This is a genomic window from Wolbachia endosymbiont (group B) of Apotomis betuletana (genome assembly GCF_947250475.1).
Classification (GTDB): Bacteria; Pseudomonadota; Alphaproteobacteria; order Rickettsiales; family Anaplasmataceae; genus Wolbachia.
On record NZ_OX366320.1, the window covers coordinates 895,815 to 919,361 of the forward strand.

Consider the following 23,547-nt stretch of genomic DNA (forward strand, 5'->3'; position numbering starts at 1 on the left):
TAGTGCTTTTATCAGAATTATAGCAACCTTTTTCTTTTATTAAAGACAAGACTTTCTTTGAATCCTCCTTAGAATCACAACTATCCTTTCAGTGTATGAGTTTTAGGTTTTAGTACTGCATACACAACTGCACGGACTTCCAATTTAGAAATTGCAAATCAATCCAAACACGCAAGTGTAATGTTACCGCCACATGCTGTAGTGTTGACACTTACAACCTTTTCTATAGAAAAACGTTGCAGATAATTAGGACCACCAGCTTTTGGTCCGGTACCTGACAGTCCTCTACCGCCAAATGGTTGCATTCCAACTGCTGCACCTATTTGATTGCGATTGATGTATACATTTCCAACTGATATTTTCTTGCTTATTAAATCGATCTTACTTTGTACACGGCTTTGCAAAGAAAACGTAAGTCCATATCCTGTATTGTTTATATCACTTATAACTTCATTTAACTGCGACTTATTAAAACGTATGATATGTAAAATAGGCCCAAACACTTCTTGCTTTAATTGCGAAATTTTTTGTATCTCATAAATGTACGGAGGAAAGAAATAACCATTATAAGAATTTGTATCCATGGGTACCTTGGACAAAAGGTTTGAATCTTCATCCCTTGATATTTTTTCCGTATGTTTAGTGAGCATATCAATAGATGCTTTGTCAATTATTGGACCAATATCTGTGCTCAGTTGTATTGGGTCACCTATCTTTAGTTCTTGAGCTGCATTGCATATCATTTTTATCTGTTTTTCTGCTATATCTTCTTGAATAAATAGCACTCTGAGAGCAGAACAACGTTGACCGCCACTGCGAAATGCAGAAATTAAAACATCCTTAGTTACCTGCTCTAAAAGAGCAGAACTATCAACAATCATAGCATTTAATCCACCAGTTTCAGCGATAAGTGGCACAATAGGACCATCTCTGCTGGCAAGCATTCTATTAATTATTTGAGCGGTCTGTGTTGAGCCGGTAAAAGCTACACCGGAAATTCTATTATCTGGCACTAATATTTTACCTAAATATCGACCATCTCCTGGAACAAGATGTAATACATTTTTTGGTATTCCAGCTTCGTGTAGTATCTTAACGGCTTCATAGGCAATAATCGGCGTTTGCTCTGCCGGTTTTGCCAGCACTGCATTACCTGCTACAAGTGCAGCTGAAACCTGCCCAATGAAGATAGCAAGTGGAAAATTCCACGGTGATATGCATAAGAAAACTCCTCTGCCCTCAAAAAAGATGAAGTTATCTTCACCTGTTGGACCTGGCAATTTTTTCCAGTCATTCAGTTCGTTTTTTGCTATCATTGCATAATAGCGCAAAAAGTCGATTGCCTCTCTTACTTCTGCTATTGCATCGGATAAAATTTTTCCTGCTTCCAAGATCAGAATGTAAACCAACTCTTTCATCCTTTCCTCAAGCAAATCTGCAGCTTTTTCAAGGCATTTAGCGCGCTCTTCTGCTGAAATATTCTGCCACTTAGTAAAAGCACTATGTGCTATTTCAAGAGCATTTAAAGCCTGAGCGCTTGTTGTACTTGACACTTCTCCAATTACATTTTCCAAATGTGCAGGATTTACTACTTCGATAAATTCAGCACTATCAAGTAGTGCCTTTCCATCAATTATTGGCCCAACTTGCCATTTCTTTTCACTAAATTTTTTTATATCATTTGCAAATTGCGAAACTGTAATTGAATCACTAATATCCATCCCCAAGGAGTTTTTTCTTTCCTCTCCAAAAATATCTTGTGGCAATGGAATGTTTTGATGAGGTTCATATTCTAAACTTTTAGCTTTTTCTAATGGATCCGAGACTAATTCTTCAATTTTAACGTTAGGATCATTTATTTGATTGACGAACGAACTATTAGCTCCATTTTCAAGAAGACGCTTAACAAGATATGGTAATAAATCACTACGTTTACCAATTGGTGCATATATACGACAGCTGATGCTTGTTGCAAGTTCTGACATTGCATAATCATATAAATCCTCACCCATTCCGTGTAAACGCTGAAACTCAAATCCAGGATGATCTTTGTCAGCAAGCTCTATTATAGTAGCAAAAGTATAGGCATTATGAGTTCCAAAGCATGGGTAAAAGTGATTTACTTTGCTTAAAAGCTTCTGTGCACACGCAAGGTAGCATACATCAGTATAGCTTTTTCTTGTAAATATTGAATAACCACTTAACCCTAGCTCTTGTGCACACTTGATTTCTGAGTCCCAATATGCACCTTTCACAAGCCTCACCATAATTTTATGCTTTGATCGGATAGCAACATCCTCAACAAAATCAAGCACAGATAAAGCACGTTTTTGATATGCTTGTACAGCCAAGCCAAGCCCTCCCCACTGAGAAAGTGACTCATCAAGACGCAGTTGCTCGAATAAAACTAATGACATCTCAAGTCTTTCTGATTCTTCTGCATCTATGCATAGTGAAATGTTGTATTTTTTTGCTTCACGACAGAGCTCTAAAACCCTAGTAAATATCTCACCAGCAATTCGGTCAAATTGACCAAATTCATAACGTGGGTGCAAAGCAGAAAGTTTTATTGAAATTCCATGGGATTTAAAACAATCATTCACTTCAGTAGTTGCACCTATAGCTTTTATTGAGTGCATGTATGAATCAAAACACTCTTCTGCATCTTCAGCTGTGTGAGCAGCTTCGCCAAGCATATCAAAAGAGTATAAAAACTTACTATTGTCATCTAGTTTTGCATATCTTAAAGCTTCTTCTATGGTTTCTCCAACAACAAAATGATTACCAAGCATAGACATTGCTTGTTTTACTGCTTTGCGAATGATCGGTTCTCCTAAATTCTTAAGTAACTTAGAAATTGCGTAATAGAACTTCGAATCGCCTTCATTATCTCTCAATATACTGCTACCTATCATCAAGCTCCATGTGGAAGCATTAACAAACAATGAAGAGGAACGCCCCAAGTGTTTATTCCATTCTTGGTTGGTAATTTTATCTTTGATCAATTCGTCTATTGTGTAATCATCTGGTATTCTAAGTAGCGATTCAGCAAGGCACATCAATGCTATTCCTTCATCATTGGAAAGCGAATATTGCTGCATAAAGGAATCTACAATACTTAATTTATTGTGTTTGATTTTTTCAATAACTTGTTTTGCAATATTGTAAATTCTGTTTTTCGAATCAACCGAAAGTTCTACTTTTTCTACAAGATAACGTACACAGCTTTTTTCATCAGTACGATAAAATCCTTGTAAACGTTTTCTGAGTTCATTAGGTTCTTGTATAGAGCTAATCATAATTATCTATAAAACACCTTTACTATATGTAAGGTAAAATTATATCATAACTTCGCATAGAACAAATCATTATTTAAAAGGACCAGGGCTGGAGCTAAAAGAAGTCTAGTACTTACTTTTACTAAGTCGAAAGAAGTATGTAGCTTAACACTCCACCACTCATTAAGTATTTAATCTCAGTTGCGGTTTGTACACAGCATTTGAGTTGTATTGATTGCTTTGAATTATCCTGTCTTTTAATGATACATTCTAGATTTCCATTTGATACTATTTCACCTTTTATGCTTATTATCTCACTACCATCAAATATCTTTCTGGTTATTCCATTTTGGAATATAAGTGGAAGAACACCCATGCCGACCAAGTTGGACCTATGTATGCGTTCAAAACTTTCTGCAATCACAGCTTTAATTCCCAGTAATGCAGTACCCTTTGCTGCCCAATCCCTACTTGAACCTGTACCATATTCTTTTCCTGCAATGACAACTAATGGAACAGCTTCTCTTTTATATTGCATTGCTGCATCAAAAATTGACATAGTTTCTTGAGAAGGAATATGTTTTGTATAGCCACCCTCAGCGCTCACCATTTTATTTCTTATTCTGATATTAGCAAAGGTTCCACGCATCATTACGTTGTGGTTACCGCGGCGAGATCCATATGAATTGAAATCTTGCGGTTCAACTCCAAGACCTTTTAAATATATGCCTGCAGGACTATTTGAGGCAATATTTCCAGCAGGGGAAATGTGGTCGGTAGTGACGCTATCGCCAAACATCGCTAGTATTTGCGCATTCTTTATATCAACTATGTTGCTTCCATTGTTCTTAGTCGATAAATTATCAAAATAGGGAGGGTTTTGTATATAAGTGCTTTTCGTGTCCCAATCATAGATTTCACCTTTCTCACACTTTATCTTTTGCCAATGCTCATCACCAGAAAAAACATCCTTATACTTTTGTATGAACATTTCACGCGTCACAACACTTTTAACACAGCTCTCAACTTCATTATTTGTTGGCCATATATCTTTGAGATAGACATCATTTCCATTCTTATCTTTGCATATTGAATCTTTTGTCAAATCAATTTGCACAGTGCCTGCAAGTGCATATGCAACAATAAGTGGCGGAGATGCCAAGTAATTAGCTTTGACTAACGGATGAATTCTTCCTTCAAAGTTACGATTGCCAGACAAAACTGCAGCAACAGTTAAGTTTTTGTTTTTTATATCATCCTCTATATCCTTATTAAGTGGACCAGAATTTCCAATGCAAGTTGTGCAGCCATATCCAACTAGATTAAAACCCAAAGCATTTAGATCTACCTGTAATCCAGACTTTTCTAAATATTCTGTCACAACTTGTGACCCTGGAGCAAGAGAAGTTTTAACCCAAGGCTTTGATTTTAATCCAAGTTTAATTGCATTACGAGCTACAAGACCTGCAGCAATCATCACACTTGGATTTGAGGTGTTAGTGCAGCTTGTTATTGCTGCAATCACTACGCTGCCACTCTGGAGCTGATCGCCATAGATAGGTTCCAACGGAGGTCTGTTTGTCTCATTAATAGGAAAAGATGTAGAAAAAGATTCCGCTACTTCTGAAAGGAAAACCTTATCCTGTGTTCTTTTAGGACCAGCCATCACTGGCTTTACGCTTGATAAATCAAGCTCTAGTGTGTCAAAAAATGCTAACTCATTACTGCTACGCCACAATCCCTGCTCTTTTGAATAGACTTCAACTAATTTGATCAGCTCTTCTGGTCGCCCTGTTAAATGTAAATAATCGAGTGTTTTCTGATCAATTGGAAAAAACCCACAAGTTGCACCATACTCTGGGGCCATGTTAGCTATAGTGGCCCTGTCTGCTAGAGATAAATAATCTAAACCATCACCATAAAATTCTACAAATTTACCAACAACACCTTTTGTTCTTAGGATACTGGTAACCGTCAGCACTAAATCAGTCGCAGTTACTCCTTCCGGTAGTCTGCCAATTAATTTAAATCCAACTACTTCTGGAATCACCATACTAATTGGTTGACCAAGCATCACAGACTCAGCTTCTATGCCTCCAACACCCCAACCAAGGACTGATAACCCGTTAATCATTGTAGTGTGACTGTCAGTACCAACTAAAGTGTCAGGATATATGACCCCATCATTATTACACACAACTTGCGCTAAATACTCAAGGTTTACTTGATGGCAAATTCCAGTACCTGGTGGTACTACTCTAAAATTTGTGAAGGACGACTCTCCCCACTTTAAAAATTGATATCTCTCCAAATTTCTTTTTACTTCTAGCTCAACATTTTTACTGAATGCGGAAGTGCTTCCATAACTATCTACTTGAACAGAGTGATCGATCACAAGATCAACAGTTACAGATGGATTTATTTTGCTTGGGTTACCTCCGTTTTTCTTCACATAATTACGCATTGAAGCTAAGTCAACGACAGCAGGAACTCCTGTGAAATCCTGCATCAAAACCCTTGCTGGCTTGTAGCTAATTTCGTGATTAATGTGTTTCTTGACGCAATTTGCTAATATCTTTATGTCATCTAATTTAACGCTTACTCCATCTTCGTTGCGCAATAAATTTTCAAGCAATACCTTGAGTGAACAAGGCAATTTGGTTAAATTTACTCCTAAGAATTTACCAGCGTTACTTAGGTTAAAGTAGTTATATAACCTTCCATCAATATTTAAAGTCGTCTTTGCATTTAAAGAATTGTTCATCCTGTATTAGTTAAAATTGGAATTACTAGCGCTACTTTTTTGTTGTTGACTTTGCTGCTGATACATAGTTTCAAAATCTATAGGATCTAGCATAAGTGGAGGAAACCCACCACTACTTGTAGTTCTTGCAATTACTTCTCTTGCAAAAGGAAAAAGAAAAGTAGGCCCGCCAATAAACAAAGCTTGTCTTACTTCCTCTTCACTCAACTCTTTCAAATTTTCTATTGAAAAAATACCACAATACTTTATCTCACAAATGAAAGCTATACCATTTTTTATATCTTCATCTTTTACCGTCGCTTTGACTTCTATATGCAAAGTAATTTCATGAAAAGGTTTTTCTTCATTTATTCCTTCTTTGCTTTCCGTTCCTTCTAATTTTGCTGAATTAATATTAACCGTTACATTAATATCGGGAGCTTTACTAGAAGGAAGGAATGGCGAATTTGGATTCTCAAACGAAAGATCTTTGACATACTGACCATGAATTTTCATTTTGTGTTGTAACATTTCTTACTTCTCCTTTAATTAAGTTGAGATATTTAATACTTTCTTATATAATATATTCATTTATAAACGAATAGCAAACCTAACTATAGGCTAATATGCAAAACATATTTTTATCAATAATTAATAATATTTAGATACTTTATATACCAAGGGGTTAAGTTACCATGATAGAGCTTGTAATATATGCTTTACTAGCGGCGTTTATTTTTTCACGCTTATACAATTCTTTAGGAAGATCAGCCAGTCTCAACCTAAAAAAGCTAACAGTTGTATTGGATGCAAGTCAAAGTAAAGAGGATGTGGTAGAAAATATCGAAGATTATATTTATAGCAACGACAAAAGTTCAATAGAAGCTACTTATAAACAAATATTACAAAAAAACAGAGAGTTCTCTATTTCCAATTTTATAGAAGGTTCAAGCATAGCTTTTGAATTAATAATTAAATATTTTAACCAAGGGAATTTACCTCAATTAAAATCCCTTCTGGACAAAGATTTGTATAACAGCTTTGTGGATAAGATTAAGCATCGTAAAGAGATACACGAGTCTATAATTGTTTCTATCGTTTCACAAAAGATCTTAGAAATAAAGCTAGTAAAAAACGTAATATTTATTGCAGTATATTTCCTTTCAGAGCAAATTAACTTCGTTAAGAATAATGAAGGAGATATCATATCAGGTAGTATGTCTACTATTAACAAAGTTGAGGATGTATGGCAATTCAAAAAAAATATTAATTCATCAGATCCAACCTGGTTGCTTGTTTCCATTAACTACAAGAAGGCAAGTACCGATAAAAATTTAACAGCAAATGACAAGTAAGATTAGTTACACCGATGGAAAGTAGGCTACGAGAAATAGTACTTGATACTGAAACTACAGGTCTTGACACTGAGTCTGGCCATCGAATTATTGAGATAGGATGTGTAGAACTAATTAACCGTATTCCAACAGGTAAAACATTTCATCGATATCTTAATCCAGAGAGAGATATACCTTACCACTCATTTAAGATTCATGGTATTAGTGAGGAGTTTTTGGAAGATAAGCCACTATTTTCAGATGTTGCACTTGAATTTCTTGACTTCATATCTAATGACATCTTGGTAATTCATAATGCTGAGTTTGATATTAAGTTCCTTAATATGGAGTTAAACAAGTTGAATGCCGGGTTAATTTCCTCAGATAGAGTGCTAGATACATTACCACTTGCAAGAAAAAAGTTTGTAGGATCACCTGCTTCTTTAAATGCATTATGCAAGCGTTTTGATATATCGCTAGAAGGTAGAGAGTTACACGGAGCATTAGTTGATGCTCAATTGCTTGCAAAGGTCTATGTTGAGCTTACAGGAGGATTGCAAACCTTTTTATTTAATAATGAATGTGCTCAGGACAATAACTCTACGTTTATTCAGCATAAAGTGCGTAATTTAGCTCGCAGAGAACATTCACCAAGTATTAAAGAAATTGATGAGCATAAGAAATTGTTAGATAAAATTAATAACCCACTTTGGAAGGAATATATTGAATCAATCAACTAATCAATATATGATTTAACTTTATTGGAAACGCTTTAATGATAAAGTTTATAAGGTTATTGTCTAGTTTGCTAATAACAGTAGCAGCTATCTTCTTAGGTTATTGTTATTTTACCAAGCAAGGCATATTTGTTTCACAAAATACAGAAATTAAGGTAGGTGGAGATTTTTCTTTGATCAATCAAGACGGACAAACAGTACGCAGTAGTGATTTTAAAAATAAGTATATGATGATTTTTTTCGGATTTTCCTCATGCAAAAGAATTTGCCCTATGAATCTCGGCATAATTTCAGAAACACTTGCAAAGTTAGATAAGAAAACTGACAATAAGCTACAAACATTTTTTATCACAGTTGATCCTGAGCGCGATAACACAGAAAGGCTTAAAGAATTTCAGCAGCAATTTGACCATAGAATACAAATGCTAACTGGTGAAAGACAAAAAATAGATGAAGTAGTTGCAAAGTATAAAGTATATGCAAGTAAAGTAGATGGAGAAGAGGAAATTAACCATTCTTCAATGATATACCTTATTAGCCCTGAAGGAAAATATGTCACACACTTTGTAGCTGATTTAAATTCAGATGAAAGTCAATCTGATAAGATTCTGGCTGAGATAAAAAAATATGTAAGCTGAACTAAAGAGCTTAGCTTACTTTAAATTTATGCTAACAGCTATTTTGATTAAACTAAGTCGTTTTTTTAATTTTTTCTAGGATCAACTCAGCAGCTTTTTGTTCAGCAATTTTCTTACTAGAAGCGCATGCAGAAACTTTGCCATAATTCTCTATGAAAATTGATATAGTAAACTCAGGATTGTGTGCTGTTCCAGTTTGTTTTACAAGTTCATACTCTGGTAAAGGTAATTTGTTTTTCTGAGTCCACTCTTGCAGTGAAGTTTTAGGATCTTGAGGAGGATCGAGGATGTCTTTAGCTAGCTTTTCCCAATGTCGGATAATAAATTTTTCAACACTCTCAAGTCCACCGTCAATATAAATTGCACCTATTAGTGCCTCAAGCGAATTTTCTAAATTTTTTAAGTTACATTTCCCTCCGTTGCAACGTTCACTATTATTCATGATAATAAAGTTACCTAACTCTATTTCTTTAGCAACATTAGCAATGGTACTACCACAAACTAAATCCGTTTTTCTTTTTGCCAATGCTCCTTCTTTTTCTTCAGGAAACATTTTAAACAGCATAGCAGATACAACCATGTTCAAAATACTATCGCCCAAAAACTCTAGCCTTTCGTAGCTTACGATCTGGTCTTCGCTATTCCTTTTATTTACGCTTGGATGGGTTAATGCCTCTTCTAATATTGCATGATCTGTAAATTGATAATTAATAACTTTAGATATTATATCGTTCAAAACTTTCATGTTCATCATTCAAAAGAAAAACGCTTTCTACCACCTTTATACCAGAGAATTAGTTTTATTTTATTAAAATAATACCACCACTTCCAAAATTAATGTATACAACCCACCGCTTCAGTAACGTTACTAAATCCATCCCTTCTTACTAGTTCCGCAAGCTCCAGGTTAATTTTGTTCACAACTTGATGCCCCTGGTATACAAGAGCAGTGTATAGCTGGACTAAAGAAGCTCCTGCCTTTATTTTTTCATATGCGTCAACACCACTTGAAACTCCCCCACATCCTATCAATAAAATTCTGCTCTTAGTAAGCTTGTACATATCACTCAATAACTCAGTTGAAAGTTGAAACAATGGTCTGCCACTCAACCCACCGCTCTCATTATAGTAAGAATCTCGACTTATCGTAGTGTTGCTTACTATTAAGCCGTCAATTTTATATTCTAGTGTAAGCTCAGCGATATTTTCTTTTGTTTGCTGATCTATATCTGGAGAAATTTTTAATATTATCGGTATGGATTCAGAGCTATCGATTGATTTTCGGGTTAGAGTGATAGATTTCAACAATTTGGATAATTCTTGTTTATTGTGCAAATTGCGCAAGTTAGGTGTGTTTGGAGATGAGATGTTCAGTACTATATAATTGCTCTTTCCATATACTATCTTTAGCAACTCAACATAATCGCTTATTTGATCCTTTGATGTACTGTTTTTTCCTATATTGATGCCAAAAATGCAATCATCAAGCTTAGCTTCGCTGATCTGTTTAAGAAGATAGTCTATTCCTTTATTATTAAATCCCAATCTATTAATTATTCCTTCATCTTTAATTAATCGAAAAATTCTCGGTTTCTTGTTTCCATATTGGGGATGTTTAGTTACAGTACCAGCCTCAATAAATCCAAAACCAAATGAGAGCATCGGCTTTACAACTTCCGCATTTTTATCAAAACCTGCAGCAAGACCTACAGGACTCCTAATTTTATTACCAAAAAAGTTTACATTTAAAGACTTAGGTAGTTCTATAGGTTTCCTACAGGGCATCTTTTTTAACGCCGTTATTACCAAGGAGTGAGCAATTTCAGGCGGCAGTAAAAACAATAAATTACGTAATATCATTTTGTAAAACACTTTGCTTATTTTTAGTTTATTTTTTACCATGCAACAAGAATAACTTAGAAAGCTTGAGGTTTATCAAAATAGTAAGTATATAGTTTCTATGAGTAGTAAAAACTAATTTTTCTGAAGGGAAACCAGAACTTGATCAGTATTTTTATCTACTAATTCGAGGTAGCCAAATTTGTTAATTTGAGATTTTATTAGTATAGGAATCTTATTTCGATTTAAATAAAATCCCTGTTTTGATTGTTTATTAATCCTCAACCTTACATCCCCATTTTTCCAAGCAAGCATCTTATTTATTCCAGATTTTTCTTTACAATTATCTTCATTTACAAATCCTAAGTATTCATCTTCTGAAGAAGATATTGCAATCTTGCATATTCTATACCCTACCCAATTCCCTAGATATGGATCAGTATCGTCTTTTTCGTGAAGCTTGAACTCTCCTTTGACATATTCCCATGGAGCTTTTGCATCACCTACCTTTTTTAGAAAGAGTACGTCCTGATCAAAGTTTATAATGGTCCTTGTATGAAATGTTGTTAAGCTTGTGTCCCATAATAGTTTTTCTGTGATGCTAAAATGCTCTTTATCCTTTTGCATATTTTGAAATGATACGATTATCACATCTGCTCCAACTTCTCTTCCATAGTTAACATATTGACTAGCACGCCCATGTTTGGCTGTGAATGATGACTTACCTATTAACAGAAAGTCATTAAATAACGCATTATATATAGTCTGTGCACTGTAAGCTGTACCGACGTAAACCGGCTGTTTGTTGGATGAAGGGTACTTTTCTGGTGCAAGATGAGTATACGAGCTCTTTAATAAATAGTGAAAAGTGCAACTGGTAAGCAAGAAGGGCAAACCAATCAATAATAAAACTTCTGTTAATCTCTTTGGCATTTTACTGCTTATATTTTGAATATAGTATCTTATTTTTTTAAATATTTCATTAAAAGCCACACTTCTTGTTAAAATTTCAGAAGAAAAAACGATCTAATTGGAGTAAGAGGCCGGGACCGGAATTGAACCGGTATAAAAGGATTTGCAGTCCTCCGCATAAGCCATTCTGCCACCCAGCCGTTTTTTATGCATAGATATCCATTATATCTTTTAGCATAGATAAAGCATCCTCTTTTTTTCTTTGAAAAGTGTTACGCCCGATAATTGAACCATTACCACCGCCTTGCTTAATTTCTTTCGCTTCATTGCATATGTCATTCACTGATTTTGACTCGCCACCAGAAAAAACTACTATTCTTTTCCCTGCAAAACAAGATCTTTTAACATATTCAATTCTTTTAGATAATGACTCAATATTTTCTATTTTTTCTCTTTCCAGATGATTGGTTGGAAGTTTTACTTTTATTATGTTGGCACCGAGCAAAGCCGCTATATGCGCAGCATAGGCAATAACATCAACTGCTGTTTCACCTTCTTTGGAAATTCCTTCACCGCGTGGATAAGACCATAGCACTACGGCAAGGCCGCAAGACTTAGCCTCAGCTATAATTTCGCGAGCTTCTTCCATCATATCGAAGCACTTAGCAGAACCAGGATATATAGTAAACCCAACAGCTACGCAACCCAAACGCAGCGCATCTTTTACAGAAGCAGTTATTGCTTGATCAGAAGTTAAGTTTTTCGAGTGCAAGGAGTTAGCACTATTAAGCTTCAAAATAAGTGGTAGCATTCCAGCATAAGTTGAAGCACCAGCTTCGATCATACCAAGCGGAGCAGCGTACGCGCTTACTCCCGAATCAACTGCAAGCTGAAAATGATAATGCGGATCGTAAGCATCAGGATTAACTTCAAAACTTTTTATTGGCCCATGCTCAAATCCTTGATCTACAGGAAGAATTACTAACTTGCCAATTCCACTAAGTTTTCCATGCATAAGAATACGAGCAAGATTTGCTTTTACTCCAGGATTTTCACTTTCGTAATAACTTAGGATTTGTTTTACTTCTTCACTCATTAATATCTTCAAATTTACTTAAAGTGTAGCAAAAACTATAGTTGAAGCAAAGACCTTTTTATACTCTTGCTCCTACACCTATATTTAAAGGTGTAACTTTAGGATCGGTGGTGTGCTGTTGTGGTTTTTCTTGAATTAAATCTTCAAAATACATTTTAACAATAGGAAGAATGAGCGACATAAGCACTAATTTATAGTCATACCATGCAAACTTTTCCTTGTAGCTAAATTCTGCATCTTCTTCGTATAAACGCTGGATGCAGTGCTCACTATATAATTCAGAAGCTTTCGTAAAAGTTCTAAGTAAAGCAATCAATAATAAATCCAATGCCAAATTAACTATCAGCATTGTTCCATATTGAACAGGCCAGCCATTTTGTGCAATTTCCGATGCTAAACTGCACACAGCAAACGCTACTGCAATACATATCACATAATTATCAGCAGCAATAAGTAAATTAAACCTTCGGTTGAATCTATCCATATTTCCTTCTTGTGAGCCTCTTTGTTTACTTGCTGCATAGATAATACTACAAAAGGATATAATAAATAACCATGGCCAAACTCCGATGCTGAATGCATAAAATTTATAAGCAATATTTTGCACTTTGCCACTGTTAGCAAGTTGTGATAAGCAATATTTGACTTGAGGCGACGGACCAAGTACCACATTTGCTAATATAAAAAATAAACATGCTCTATTCACAGCTTTCTCTCTACGCAATAGAATCTCATTGATTCTCCTTTGTTTTTCCTGCACTTCTCGCTGTAATGTTATAGATATGCCAGCTGCTTTTAAGTCGTTAAGATATTTCTCTAGCTTATCTTTATCTGCACTAAGTTTTTTAAACTTTTCTTCAGCTATTTTTTTCTCTTTCTCTCCTACTACTTTATCAGGGTGACATTTTAATGAAGCTCTTCTAAAGTGCCGCTCAACTAACTTAAGTACATCATCAAACTCCTGGCTTATTACTTCTTCTGCTTTTATTCCCAGCCTTGAAAATAAGTTCTGTAAATCTTGATTACTTTAATATTGATTTCTGGTTAAACTTGCCACTATAGCCTCATTAAAAAATAGTGACTATACTACAAATTTAATACTCAAGCAAGAATTTAAACTATATCAAAAGCAATTTCTTGTTTATCCATATAAATCCTTAATTTCTTTCCTTTGATTAATTGACGATTCAGCATTTCTTCAGCCAAATGACTTTTTATCTCTTTTTCAATCAACCTCTCTATCGGACGTGCTCCCATTTCTTTGCTGTAGCCAGTTTGTGCAAGATAAAACTTTACTTCCTCTTCGACTGAGCAACTTATGCCCTTTTGCATAAGTTGCTTTTTCAATTCTTGAACAAATTTATCCACAATATACAAAATGACATCTAAATTGAGGTCAGAAAAAGAAATGACTGCATCCAAGCGATTACGAAATTCAGGGCTAAAAATCCGTTCTACTGCTTTTTCGCTATCACCAATATTAAAGTCCTTATACCCAAAGCCAATAGAACTTTTGCTACGCTCAAATGCACCTGCATTGGTTGTCATAATTAAAATTGTATTGGAAAAATTAACTTTACGCCCGTAAGTATCTGTAACATAACCATAATCCATGACTTGTAGTAATATATTGTAAATATCACTATGAGCTTTCTCAATTTCATCAAGAAGTACCACACTATATTGATTGTTAGATACAGATTCTGTAAGCAATCCACCTTGGTCGTAACCCACATATCCAGGAGGGGAACCAATCATTCTAGATATTGTGTGAGGTTCCATATACTCGGACATATCAAATCGTATAAGGTTCATACCCATATTCTGTGCTAATTTCTTTGCAAGCTCAGTCTTACCTACGCCAGTTGGTCCTGCAAAAAGATAATTTGCCAAGGGTTTACTGTAACTTCTCAGACCAGATTTAGCAATTTTAATAGAATTAACAAGAGACTCTATCGCTTGCTCTTGACCAAAAATGGCTTTCTTGAGATTTTCTTTCAAAGATTTTACTCTTTGCACATCATCAAGCTCGCAAGGTACGTTTGTAATCCTAGTGATAGTATTCTTAATATCTCTACTGTTTATAATTTTTCGCCTGTTTTTTTGTAACTTACAATACGCCCCTGCTTCATCTATAACATCAACTGCTTTATCAGGTAATATTCGCCCAGTAATATACTTGTGTGAAAGTTCAGCTGCAGATTTAATGGCATGTTTCGTGTAATATACCCCATGATACCTTTCATAGTAATGCTTTATACCATCTAGTATCTTTACTGTATCATTAATAGAAGACTCTTTTACATTAATTTTTTGAAACCTCCTTGCTAATGCTTTATCCTTTTCAAAGCTATTGCTATATTCTCTATATGTAGTTGCACCTATACAACGCAACGCACCTCTTGCAAGTGCAGGTTTGAGCAGATTGCCAGCATCAAGAAAGCTGCCACTTGTTGAACCTGCTCCAATAATAGTGTGTATTTCATCAATGAAAAGAATAGCGCCAGGTTTTGCCTCAATTACTTTTATTATAGATTTTATTCTCTCTTCGAAGTCACCTCTATAGCGTGTTCCTGCAAGAAGTGATCCTAAATCCAAAGCATAAATTATGCTGGATCTCAGTGCACTCGGAACACTACCTTCAATAATTTTCAATACCAAGCCTTCAACTATTGTTGTTTTACCAACACCTGGTTCTCCGACATATAAAGGGTTATTTTTTCTGCGTCTTAGCAAGATTTCTATAGTGCGATTTAATTCATAATCACGACCAATGACATAATCTATTTTTTTGCTTCTTGCATAATCATTTAAATTTCTACAATAATTTTGTAGAACTTCTTCATCTTTTAATAATTCACCTTTATTTGCTACAGTAGAGATATCGTTATTCTTATCAAGTTTTATCTTGCGATTAGTTACATATTCTTCTATATCACCTGAATATTTTATATTGGATATGTTATAAATCAAATTAGAATCCTTTGCATTCTGTTTGCGTAATAGCTCTTCAATATATAAATCTTGCTCAGACAGAATCTCTAATAGAATACTTGCTCCATTTATTTCTTTTCTTCCCAGACGATGAGCTCGTATCATGGCTTTATGTATTATGCGTTGAAATAGCACATCAGGCTCAACTTTATTGACAGTTAATTCGGAGTTGTCTTGTAAAAAACCTTTTGTATTATTACCACGATCATTCCTTAATATAATATTATCTATATTTATGATTTCACCAGCTCTGATGTTACATCTTGATAAAACATAATTTACATCCACATCTTTGGTTAATGCTAGCAACAAATGTTCCACTTTTGCATATTTAAGCTTACAATCAGAAGCAATCTGTAACGCTCTATTTAAACTTGCCTCTAAATTTTTAGAAATCATCTATTCTCTTTAAAAGTGTAAATTTATATATAATTAGTAGCACACAATTATTAAAAAAACTGAAATCTAGCAGCTCGTTGTAGCCAAATTGAATTAAGCTACAGATTATAGTCCACACAGCCTAACATTATACCGTTGTGATAATCTCAAAACGTTATAAGCAGCAGAATTAAGATTATCAAATTGTAGGTAAATCTAATTTGGGCTAGCTATATATTCTTTCTACCATCCTCCAATCACTTCACTTTGCAGCAAGTTTACTGGAGCTTTTAAAGAATAGAAGAATAGTTAAGTACATTAATACGCTTTTTCTAGTACTCTGCTTTTCTTCTTAAATACATTGATCTTTTTTCTACCGTATTTAGCCTTTAACGTACTTGGCCTTTTAAAGATCTTTTTGCTGTTACGTTTTTGAGATTGCATACTACAATCAAAATTTGGCTCTCCTTCTTTATCTGCTAGTGCAGGCAGTCTTCTCTTATCTTGAGGTGTAACAAAAGATAATGCAAATCCTTCAGCTCCCGCACGTGCAGTTCTACCTATACGATGAACATAATCAGCTTGCGATTGTGGTACATCATAATTGATAACATGTTGAATGTGCGGAATATCAAGGCCGCGAGAAGCAACATCTGTTGCAACCATGATTTGATTGCGGCCACGACGAAAAGAATCAATGACTCTTTCACGCTTGTGCTGCCTTAAATCACCATGAATTGCCAAAGCGCTATAGTCATCTTTGTGCAATTTGTCAGCTAGCTGATCCGCTCCTCGCTTTGTTTTAACAAAAATAATGATCGATCCTTTGCGCTGACATAATTGTGTAACAAGCTTGCCATATTTTTCTGATTCTGATGCATAAACAACTTCTTGTTTAATTTTTACAGAAGTTGTAGCCTGGCAATCAACAGAAACACGCTCTGGTTGATTAAGATATTTTTCAGTAAGTTTTACTATTTCTCCAGGAAGAGTTGCAGAAAACATAAGATTTTGCCTTATTTTAGGCAAATGCTTCATAATTTCTTCAATCTGAATTCCAAAGCCCATATCAAACATACGATCCGTCTCATCAAGCACAAGAATACCAACATTCCGAGTAACTAAAGTTTTACGCTCAATATGGTCTATAATACGACCAGGAGTACCTATTATAATTTGTGGTTTTTTCTGAAGCTGATTTAGCTGCCTAAAAATAGGCTCGCCTCCGATCAACAAAGCAACTCTTAGTAAAGAACTTTGAGATAAGAGTTTTCTTATCTCACTTGTTACCTGATGAGCAAGCTCTCTGGTTGGCACGATGACTAAAGCTGAACCAATGCTTGGCTCATTCATCAATTTAGCAACCAGTGGAATAGCAAACGCTAAGGTTTTTCCAGTTCCCGTTTGAGCAGACCCAAGAATATCTTTGCCCTGAAGAGCTAGAGGAATCGCTTGCACCTGAATCGGGGTTGGAACACAAAGATTATTTTTACTTAGAGCTTGCCTAAGCAAAGTTGGAAGCCCCATTTCATGAAAATTACTCACAATACATTACCCTATTAAAAAGCTTCACGATAGACTAATCTTCCAATCTTAAATTTATTGCAGACTTTTTATTTTCTCCGTTCCTACCACGCTCTTCTTTAAGCTCATAACTTACTCTTTCCCCTTTCATTCCTCCCTTTTTATCCTCTCCTCGAAGTGCATCAGGTCTTATTCCTGAACGTTCTAATGTACTAACATGTAAAAAAACGTCCTCACCTTTACCTTCTGGCTTGATGAAACCATAGCCTTTTTCAACATTAAACCATTTTATATTACCAAATTCCATATGGATAACTCCTAAACTACTAACTAATATTATTAATGTGATGAAAAACTTTGAAATTACGATTTAGAATGCTTTAAGCTTAGTTACTGCAACTAAACTTCTATACTCCATAGTCTATTCTTAACATTACATAGTAATAGTACACAATTATTGTACTTAATGCAACTAAAATTTTTAATCACTAAGTGAACCTGCTACTGTCATTTCGCTAACTTTAATCGTTGGTGAATTAAACTGCCCACAGAAAGTTAGGTCATTTGCAACAACTAAATTGCTAAACATATTTTTCAAATTGTCGGCAACAGTAATCTCGTGTATTGGATACGTTATTTTACCATCTTCTATAAAAAATCCGCATGCACCTTGACTATAATCGCCATTGATTAAATTAACACCAAAACCAAATAAATCAGTTACATATATTCCTTCTTTTACTTCGTCAATTAATTCCTTAAACGATCTATTACCATTTTTGAAATAGAAATTACTAGCTGAAGGAATAATTGCAGCATTACTTGCACGAGTTGCATTTGCGGTCGTTTCCAAGTTTAATTTCCTAGCCGAATATAGATCTAAAATCCAGTTTTGCAGTACTCCATTTTTTACAAATTCATTTCTTCTGCTCATTATTCCTTCCCCGTCAAACGGTCTTGATGTTATACCCCTTGGTAACAATGGGTCATCAATAATGCTAATCTCAGTATTAAAAATTTGATTATTTAAACTATTTCTCAAAAAAGAGCTATTATTTACAATATTGCTACCATTTATGGCAGAAGCAAAGCTCTTTACTAGCTCTTTTGCTGCTCTTTTTTCAAAAACAACCGGAAATTTGCCTGTCCTGATTGTACATGAACCCAATTGATCTATTGCTCTTTTTGCTGCTCCTTTCCCTATTGACTCCGGTATTTTTAAATCACTGAAGTTGCATGCTACATCGTAATCGTAGCCTATTTTCATTTCACTCTTTTCTCCAGCAACAACAGAAACCTGATTAACAAAAGTTGACTTACTAAATGAACCAACAAAACCAGAAACGGTTGATAATACTGTATTTACTGAAGTATGTGAAGATGAAGCTCCTTCGGAATTAATAATATTTTTATGTGCAAGAGCTGAATTTTCTGTAGCTTCAGTAATTTCTTTTAATTTATCAATTGTTACAACATTATTATCTGAGATATTTAAATCTGCAGAAGAGATATAATTACTGCCATCTACAGCAAAACTAATATAAGGATCTTCCTGGGCATTCTTTGCCATTTCCACCACTTGGCTCACTGCACTACTAAGATTATTCAAATCGTTTGTGGAAATATACGCAGCTTTGTTCTTACCTGCTATAGCTCTAATTCCGACAGTACAGTTTCTAGATTGTGATATTTGTTCAATTTTTGATAGACGCTGAGAAACCGAGGTCTTATTAGTTTCATATATTGTAACTTCTGCGTCTTGATTCTGCTTTTTTATTAGTTTAGTGATATCTGCTACAATATTTAATATATTCATTTTTCGTTCCTTGAGTTTCTATAAAGATTCTGCACCACCTATAACTTCAATCAAATCAGTTGTAATTGCTGCTTGACGAGAACGATTATAAAGTAATGCTAGTTTATTTAGCATTTCTTTTGTATTTCTGTTTGCTGATTCCATAGCAACCATCCTAGCACTATTTTCACTTGCTGCACTTTCAAGTAAAGCAGAATAAAGAGCAGCTGTAACATAATCTTGAGTCAAAGATTTTAAAATAAACTCAATATTTTGTGGTTCATACTCATAGCTGTAATCTGTTAGAGGACTAACTACAGAATTATCAATTAATAATGAGTCTTTACTCCATGGTTTTATTGTTTCTAATATTGGCTTTTGCATGAAGGTATTATAGAATTTACTGTAAAAAACCTTAACTTTATTGTATTTACTTAGATCTATATCACTAACCAAGGCTTCCACACGCTTTAGTGTGATTCCCTTACTATTTTCAACCTTCAAGATATTTTTAGAATTAAATCTATTTTTGCCTGTCTCAAAAGCTTTCTTACCAAAAAAAACAATTTCTACTTTCTTATCATTTGCAATTAATTTGTTTATATGCTCCTGACTGAATTTAACAACAGAGGAGTTAAAGCTGCCACATAAACCACGATCAGATGCAATAATAAATACTAGGAAAGAATCTTCATTATTGATATTTAGAATTCTTGCTAGTAACTCTTGATCCGCTGATAGCGCTAGTGAAGAAATAATGCTATGCAGCTTAGATATATGCAATTTTGAATTTGATAATTTCTTTTGGCTTTGTAATAATTTTGCTGCAGAAACCATTTGCATTATTTTCGTGGTTTTCTGCACAGACTTAATATTTTTAATTCTTAAGGATAATTCCTTTAAGCTCTTCATTTTGTATATAATTCTAATTTATTAAAATATATAACTGGTAATGTCTAAAAACAAGTTTTTTTGACATTGGAGTCAAACCTAACTAAGAAACTCACAGATTTACTGTTTTGAGATAAAGATTATATTAAAGCAATCTCGATGTAAAAGTATCACACCTTATGGAGTCTTATAATATAAGGTAAATACAATTAAGACTATTGCAACTTGAGCACTTATAATCCCATTGCTTTAGCTCTTTATTACAATCAGCACATTTCCAACCTGGATCAGGCACAGCTTCTGAGTCCATCCTGTTTAACCAATAAATTGCTTGATCATACTCTTGCAACATAATCTTGAGCTGTACCATAACAAGGTAGATTGATATGTAATTAGCTTTTTTCATAGCAATATCTAAATGCTGACTTGCAAGATCATATTTCCCTAAGCTAATTGAAGACAAAGCAAGCAAGCAATAACTAAAATAATAATCAGGGCGTAAGTTATATAGTCTTTCAGCGCCTTTATTATTTAACTTGATATACATTCTAGCTGATTGAGGAGTAGGATTTACTCTATACTCTTCCTCTAATACTGTGGAAGCTTTTCTGATTTTTTCAAGCTTGATATATAATTCTGCCTTTAAATAATTGATGGGCTGAAAAGTTGCATAATAACTTTGTGCTTTAGCTAAATAATCTATAGCTTTGTAAAAACTTCCTTTACTTTCGTATTGCTTTGCTAAAGCGCAATAAAAAACCGCTAACATCTTTTTACGATCAAAGGGAAGAAAAATATTGAATTTGATAGCTTCCTTTAACTTTGAAATTGCATTTATCCAATCTTCTTGCAATATACAATGCTCTATTTGAAAGGGAATAGACAAAATTTTATCATTAATTGAACTAGAGCAATATTCTATAAATTTTTGAAAGACTAACCTTTCTTGCTTTAGGTGAATAATCAGTTTATTTATCAGAAGTAGAGCTAAGTTGCGATTTTTACTTGCAATACTCGTTAAATTATGGCTGAAAAAGCTGTAATTTCCCGTTTTACCTGAATTAAAGAGCTTTACTAAAGATAATTTATCACTTTCTTCATTTAGATTTTTAATTAGCTTATTGGTGTTCTCTATATTACCTAAGTCTAAGCTAAAGAAAGCTTCAAAGAGAAGCAATTCTTCCCTACTTCTTCTTCTATTTTTTATGTTAGCAAATGTTGATGAAATAGAAGAACAAAAACGTGCAACTGCAATCAATAAAAATAATAAGACTACGCAAGCAAGAATAACGAAATATAGATCAATACTTATAGTGTAATTGCCTAATTCCAATTTTATTACTTCACCACTTACCTTGATCCATATGCCAAATAAAAACGAAAAAGCAAAAATTATAAAATAAATCATGAGATGTATTGTAATAAGTGACGATATATTATTGAAGTATTCTTGAAAGCTACAATAAAATCATTCAATTTATTAAGCCATGGTTTGAATTCTGGGTATGTTAAGTCACTTATTGCGGTGGCTATGCTCTGCCAATCATTATCGCTTATTAATTCTTCAATTTCCGCAAGCTTTAACCTGAGTGGATCACTACGATCATCTATCTTTATCCAATTTGAAATGATTTTTTTAAACAAGTTACTTTTATTGTAGTTAATAACAGTCATGTTCTTCTCAAAAGACAATTTCAACCCGCGTAAAGTATCTACCTCTTTCAAATTTTCCAATTCATTTACTGCATTTTCTATCTCTGGATCGTCAAGCTCTGATATCAAAGGCTTTATTGAATTTATATGATTATCAAACTTGGCTTCTCGCAATAACGAATTCTTCATCTTAATCACAAGTAGCAGCAACTTTGCGAGGTTCTTATGCCTTAAACTACCATCACCTTGCTCACATTGAGTGTGCAGATTTCTCTTTAAGTCAAATATCCTTTTCTCTACCCTAGATTGATTCACTTCAAGCAATACTCTAAGTTCATCCATCTTTTCCGTTAAACCATTTATACTATTTTCACTTTCTTGCTGATTTATTTTGAAAAATATTATGTTATTTATTGCAATATGGCTAACAAATAAGAATATAATTAAGAACCAACCTATGCATTTTTTTCGAGTATCATTCATAACGTAATATCTCCGCTGGGTCTTGTGCAGCTGCCTGCAATGCAGGAGGAATTGTTGCTAAAAATGACAAGAACAATGCAAGTGCAGAAATGTTCACTACATCTTGAGAAACTAATATCACTGGCAAACTTGAAAAAAAGTATATCATAGGATCAAATAGCTTGATGTTGGTAATGTTTTCTAAAAACACTCTAATATTTTCAATGTTGAGAGAAAAAATAACTCCTATAACAGAGCCAAGACAAGTTCCTGTAAAACCAATTAATAGCCCACAAGCACAAAATATGCGCATAATGCTTCCACTTGTTGCACCAAACGTACGCATAATTGCAATTGCGGATTTCTTTTCTTGCACTATCATCATCAAACTTGAAACAATATTGAATGCTGCCACAACTATAATCAAAGTAAGAATTAAAAACATCACATTTCTTTCAGTTTTTAAAGCATTAACATAATGGCTTTGCTGAGATTGCCAACTTTCAGCTTTCATTCCTGTTTCTTCTACTATAGCATTTGCTAGCTTATTAGCCGCAGCAATATCGTCTATGAACACTTCTATATTTCTCACACTATCTTTATAATTAAAAAAAGCCTGAGCTGATTTCATGGGCATATACATCAAGGTATTATCGTACTCAAACATACCCATATCAAATATTGCTACAACTTTATATTCTTTCATTCTTGGCATTTCATCAAGCAATACATCAAATCCTTCAGGAGATACAAGTATAATATTATCACCATAATCAATATTCAAGGCTTCTGCCAATCGTGCCCCTATTATTACTCCTTCATCGAATTTTTCCACATTACCCACAATCACATTATTTGTAACGGTAGTGTTATTAAATAAGTCTTTAGCTGATACACCACGAACTACACTACCTGCAATTCCACCATTTGCTGCAACGATTACTTGATCATTGGTCATAGAAGTAGCTTTTAATACACCTGGGATTTTCTCAATAGATTTTAACACTGCGTGGTAATCTGAATTTATGCTTCTATCAAAGTAAACATTAATATGGCCATTAATGCCAAGTACAGAGTCGAGCAGCTTTGCTCTGAACCCATTCATTACAGACATTACTACTATTAGCGTTGCAACTCCAAGAGCAATACCAATAATAGAAAACAAGGCCATTATAGAGCAAAATCTAGAATTCTTTGCTCGCAAATAGCGAATAGCCATAGTAAATTCAAAGGCAATAGACATTATACTAAGATTTAAATATCATACTTTTTA

Annotated in this window: 19 protein-coding genes and 1 tRNA gene; 3 read left to right on the forward strand and 17 right to left on the reverse strand. The window is 34.2% G+C overall.

Features of this window, described 5'->3' with window-relative positions; all coding sequences use genetic code 11:
* Window positions 1-158: 158 nt before the first annotated feature.
* The 3 genes from putA to secB all read right to left on the reverse strand — a co-directional run bounded on the left by putA (window position 159) and on the right by secB (window position 6,552).
* Window positions 159-3,299 carry a bifunctional proline dehydrogenase/L-glutamate gamma-semialdehyde dehydrogenase PutA gene (gene putA, locus OOK82_RS04030; RefSeq protein ID WP_264686928.1) on the reverse strand — a complete coding sequence of 1,047 codons (3,141 nt, stop codon included), beginning with the start codon at window positions 3,297-3,299 and terminating at the stop codon, window positions 159-161.
* A gap of 121 nt (window positions 3,300-3,420) precedes the next feature.
* Window positions 3,421-6,042, reverse strand: a complete 2,622-nt coding sequence (acnA, locus tag OOK82_RS04035; protein ID WP_264704479.1) for an aconitate hydratase AcnA — start codon at window positions 6,040-6,042, stop codon at window positions 3,421-3,423.
* Between the two features lie 6 nt (window positions 6,043-6,048).
* Complete coding sequence (gene secB / locus OOK82_RS04040) at window positions 6,049-6,552, reverse strand: protein-export chaperone SecB (RefSeq protein WP_064085710.1); 504 nt, start codon at window positions 6,550-6,552, stop codon at window positions 6,049-6,051.
* 164 nt (window positions 6,553-6,716) lie between these two features.
* Between secB and OOK82_RS04045 the strand changes: the two genes are divergently transcribed.
* Genes OOK82_RS04045 through OOK82_RS04055 form a run of 3 tightly spaced genes read left to right on the forward strand, consistent with a single transcriptional unit; the run spans window position 6,717 to window position 8,730 of the window.
* The gene (locus OOK82_RS04045) at window positions 6,717-7,376 is read left to right on the forward strand and encodes a Tim44/TimA family putative adaptor protein (RefSeq protein WP_010404363.1); all 660 of its coding nucleotides are present in this window, start codon (window positions 6,717-6,719) and stop codon (window positions 7,374-7,376) included.
* A gap of 14 nt (window positions 7,377-7,390) precedes the next feature.
* Entirely contained in the window at window positions 7,391-8,095 is a 705-nt protein-coding gene (dnaQ, locus tag OOK82_RS04050) for a DNA polymerase III subunit epsilon (protein ID WP_010404360.1), read from the forward strand.
* A 35-nt stretch (window positions 8,096-8,130) separates the two neighbouring features.
* Entirely contained in the window at window positions 8,131-8,730 is a 600-nt protein-coding gene (locus OOK82_RS04055) for an SCO family protein (protein WP_010404358.1), read from the forward strand.
* A 52-nt stretch (window positions 8,731-8,782) separates the two neighbouring features.
* Here the strand turns inward: OOK82_RS04055 and rnc are convergent, their stop codons facing one another.
* The 14 genes from rnc to OOK82_RS04125 form a co-directional block, all read right to left on the reverse strand.
* The gene (rnc, locus tag OOK82_RS04060) at window positions 8,783-9,475 is read right to left on the reverse strand and encodes a ribonuclease III (RefSeq protein ID WP_264704659.1); all 693 of its coding nucleotides are present in this window, start codon (window positions 9,473-9,475) and stop codon (window positions 8,783-8,785) included.
* Between the two features lie 89 nt (window positions 9,476-9,564).
* Window positions 9,565-10,632: a quinone-dependent dihydroorotate dehydrogenase gene (locus OOK82_RS04065; RefSeq protein ID WP_264377646.1), complete on the reverse strand. Its 1,068-nt coding sequence runs from the start codon at window positions 10,630-10,632 to the stop codon at window positions 9,565-9,567.
* 72 nt (window positions 10,633-10,704) lie between these two features.
* Complete coding sequence (locus tag OOK82_RS04070; protein WP_006015735.1) at window positions 10,705-11,502, reverse strand: hypothetical protein; 798 nt, start codon at window positions 11,500-11,502, stop codon at window positions 10,705-10,707.
* A 107-nt stretch (window positions 11,503-11,609) separates the two neighbouring features.
* Window positions 11,610-11,681: transfer RNA gene (locus tag OOK82_RS04075), tRNA-Cys, on the reverse strand.
* Between the two features lie 5 nt (window positions 11,682-11,686).
* Window positions 11,687-12,577, reverse strand: coding sequence for a class I fructose-bisphosphate aldolase (locus OOK82_RS04080; protein WP_264336825.1), 891 nt, complete (start codon window positions 12,575-12,577; stop codon window positions 11,687-11,689).
* A 58-nt stretch (window positions 12,578-12,635) separates the two neighbouring features.
* Window positions 12,636-13,337, reverse strand: a complete 702-nt coding sequence (locus tag OOK82_RS04085) for a hypothetical protein (RefSeq protein ID WP_264704484.1) — start codon at window positions 13,335-13,337, stop codon at window positions 12,636-12,638.
* 353 nt (window positions 13,338-13,690) lie between these two features.
* Window positions 13,691-15,970 (reverse strand): AAA family ATPase, encoded by a 2,280-nt coding sequence (locus tag OOK82_RS04090; RefSeq protein WP_064085706.1) that lies wholly within the window; start codon window positions 15,968-15,970, stop codon window positions 13,691-13,693.
* Between the two features lie 297 nt (window positions 15,971-16,267).
* On the reverse strand, window positions 16,268-17,494 hold the full coding sequence (locus OOK82_RS04095; RefSeq protein WP_010404320.1) for a DEAD/DEAH box helicase: 1,227 nt from the start codon (window positions 17,492-17,494) through the stop codon (window positions 16,268-16,270).
* 34 nt (window positions 17,495-17,528) lie between these two features.
* Window positions 17,529-17,780 (reverse strand): cold-shock protein, encoded by a 252-nt coding sequence (locus OOK82_RS04100; protein WP_064085705.1) that lies wholly within the window; start codon window positions 17,778-17,780, stop codon window positions 17,529-17,531.
* Window positions 17,781-17,954: 174 nt separating this feature from the next.
* Entirely contained in the window at window positions 17,955-19,289 is a 1,335-nt protein-coding gene (locus OOK82_RS04105; protein WP_264704485.1) for a TldD/PmbA family protein, read from the reverse strand.
* An 18-nt stretch (window positions 19,290-19,307) separates the two neighbouring features.
* Window positions 19,308-20,180, reverse strand: coding sequence for an ATP synthase F1 subunit gamma (gene atpG / locus OOK82_RS04110; RefSeq protein WP_264686923.1), 873 nt, complete (start codon window positions 20,178-20,180; stop codon window positions 19,308-19,310).
* Window positions 20,181-20,346: 166 nt separating this feature from the next.
* Entirely contained in the window at window positions 20,347-21,567 is a 1,221-nt protein-coding gene (locus OOK82_RS04115; RefSeq protein ID WP_010404310.1) for a tetratricopeptide repeat protein, read from the reverse strand.
* Window positions 21,564-22,295, reverse strand: coding sequence for a hypothetical protein (locus OOK82_RS04120; RefSeq protein WP_264686922.1), 732 nt, complete (start codon window positions 22,293-22,295; stop codon window positions 21,564-21,566). Before OOK82_RS04120 ends, OOK82_RS04115 begins: the two co-directional genes overlap by 4 nt.
* A complete protein-coding gene (locus OOK82_RS04125) occupies window positions 22,288-23,517 on the reverse strand; it encodes a lipoprotein-releasing ABC transporter permease subunit (protein WP_264686921.1) in 1,230 nt (409 codons plus the stop codon). The genes OOK82_RS04120 and OOK82_RS04125 overlap by 8 nt, the downstream gene beginning before the upstream one ends.
* Window positions 23,518-23,547 lie beyond the last annotated feature (30 nt).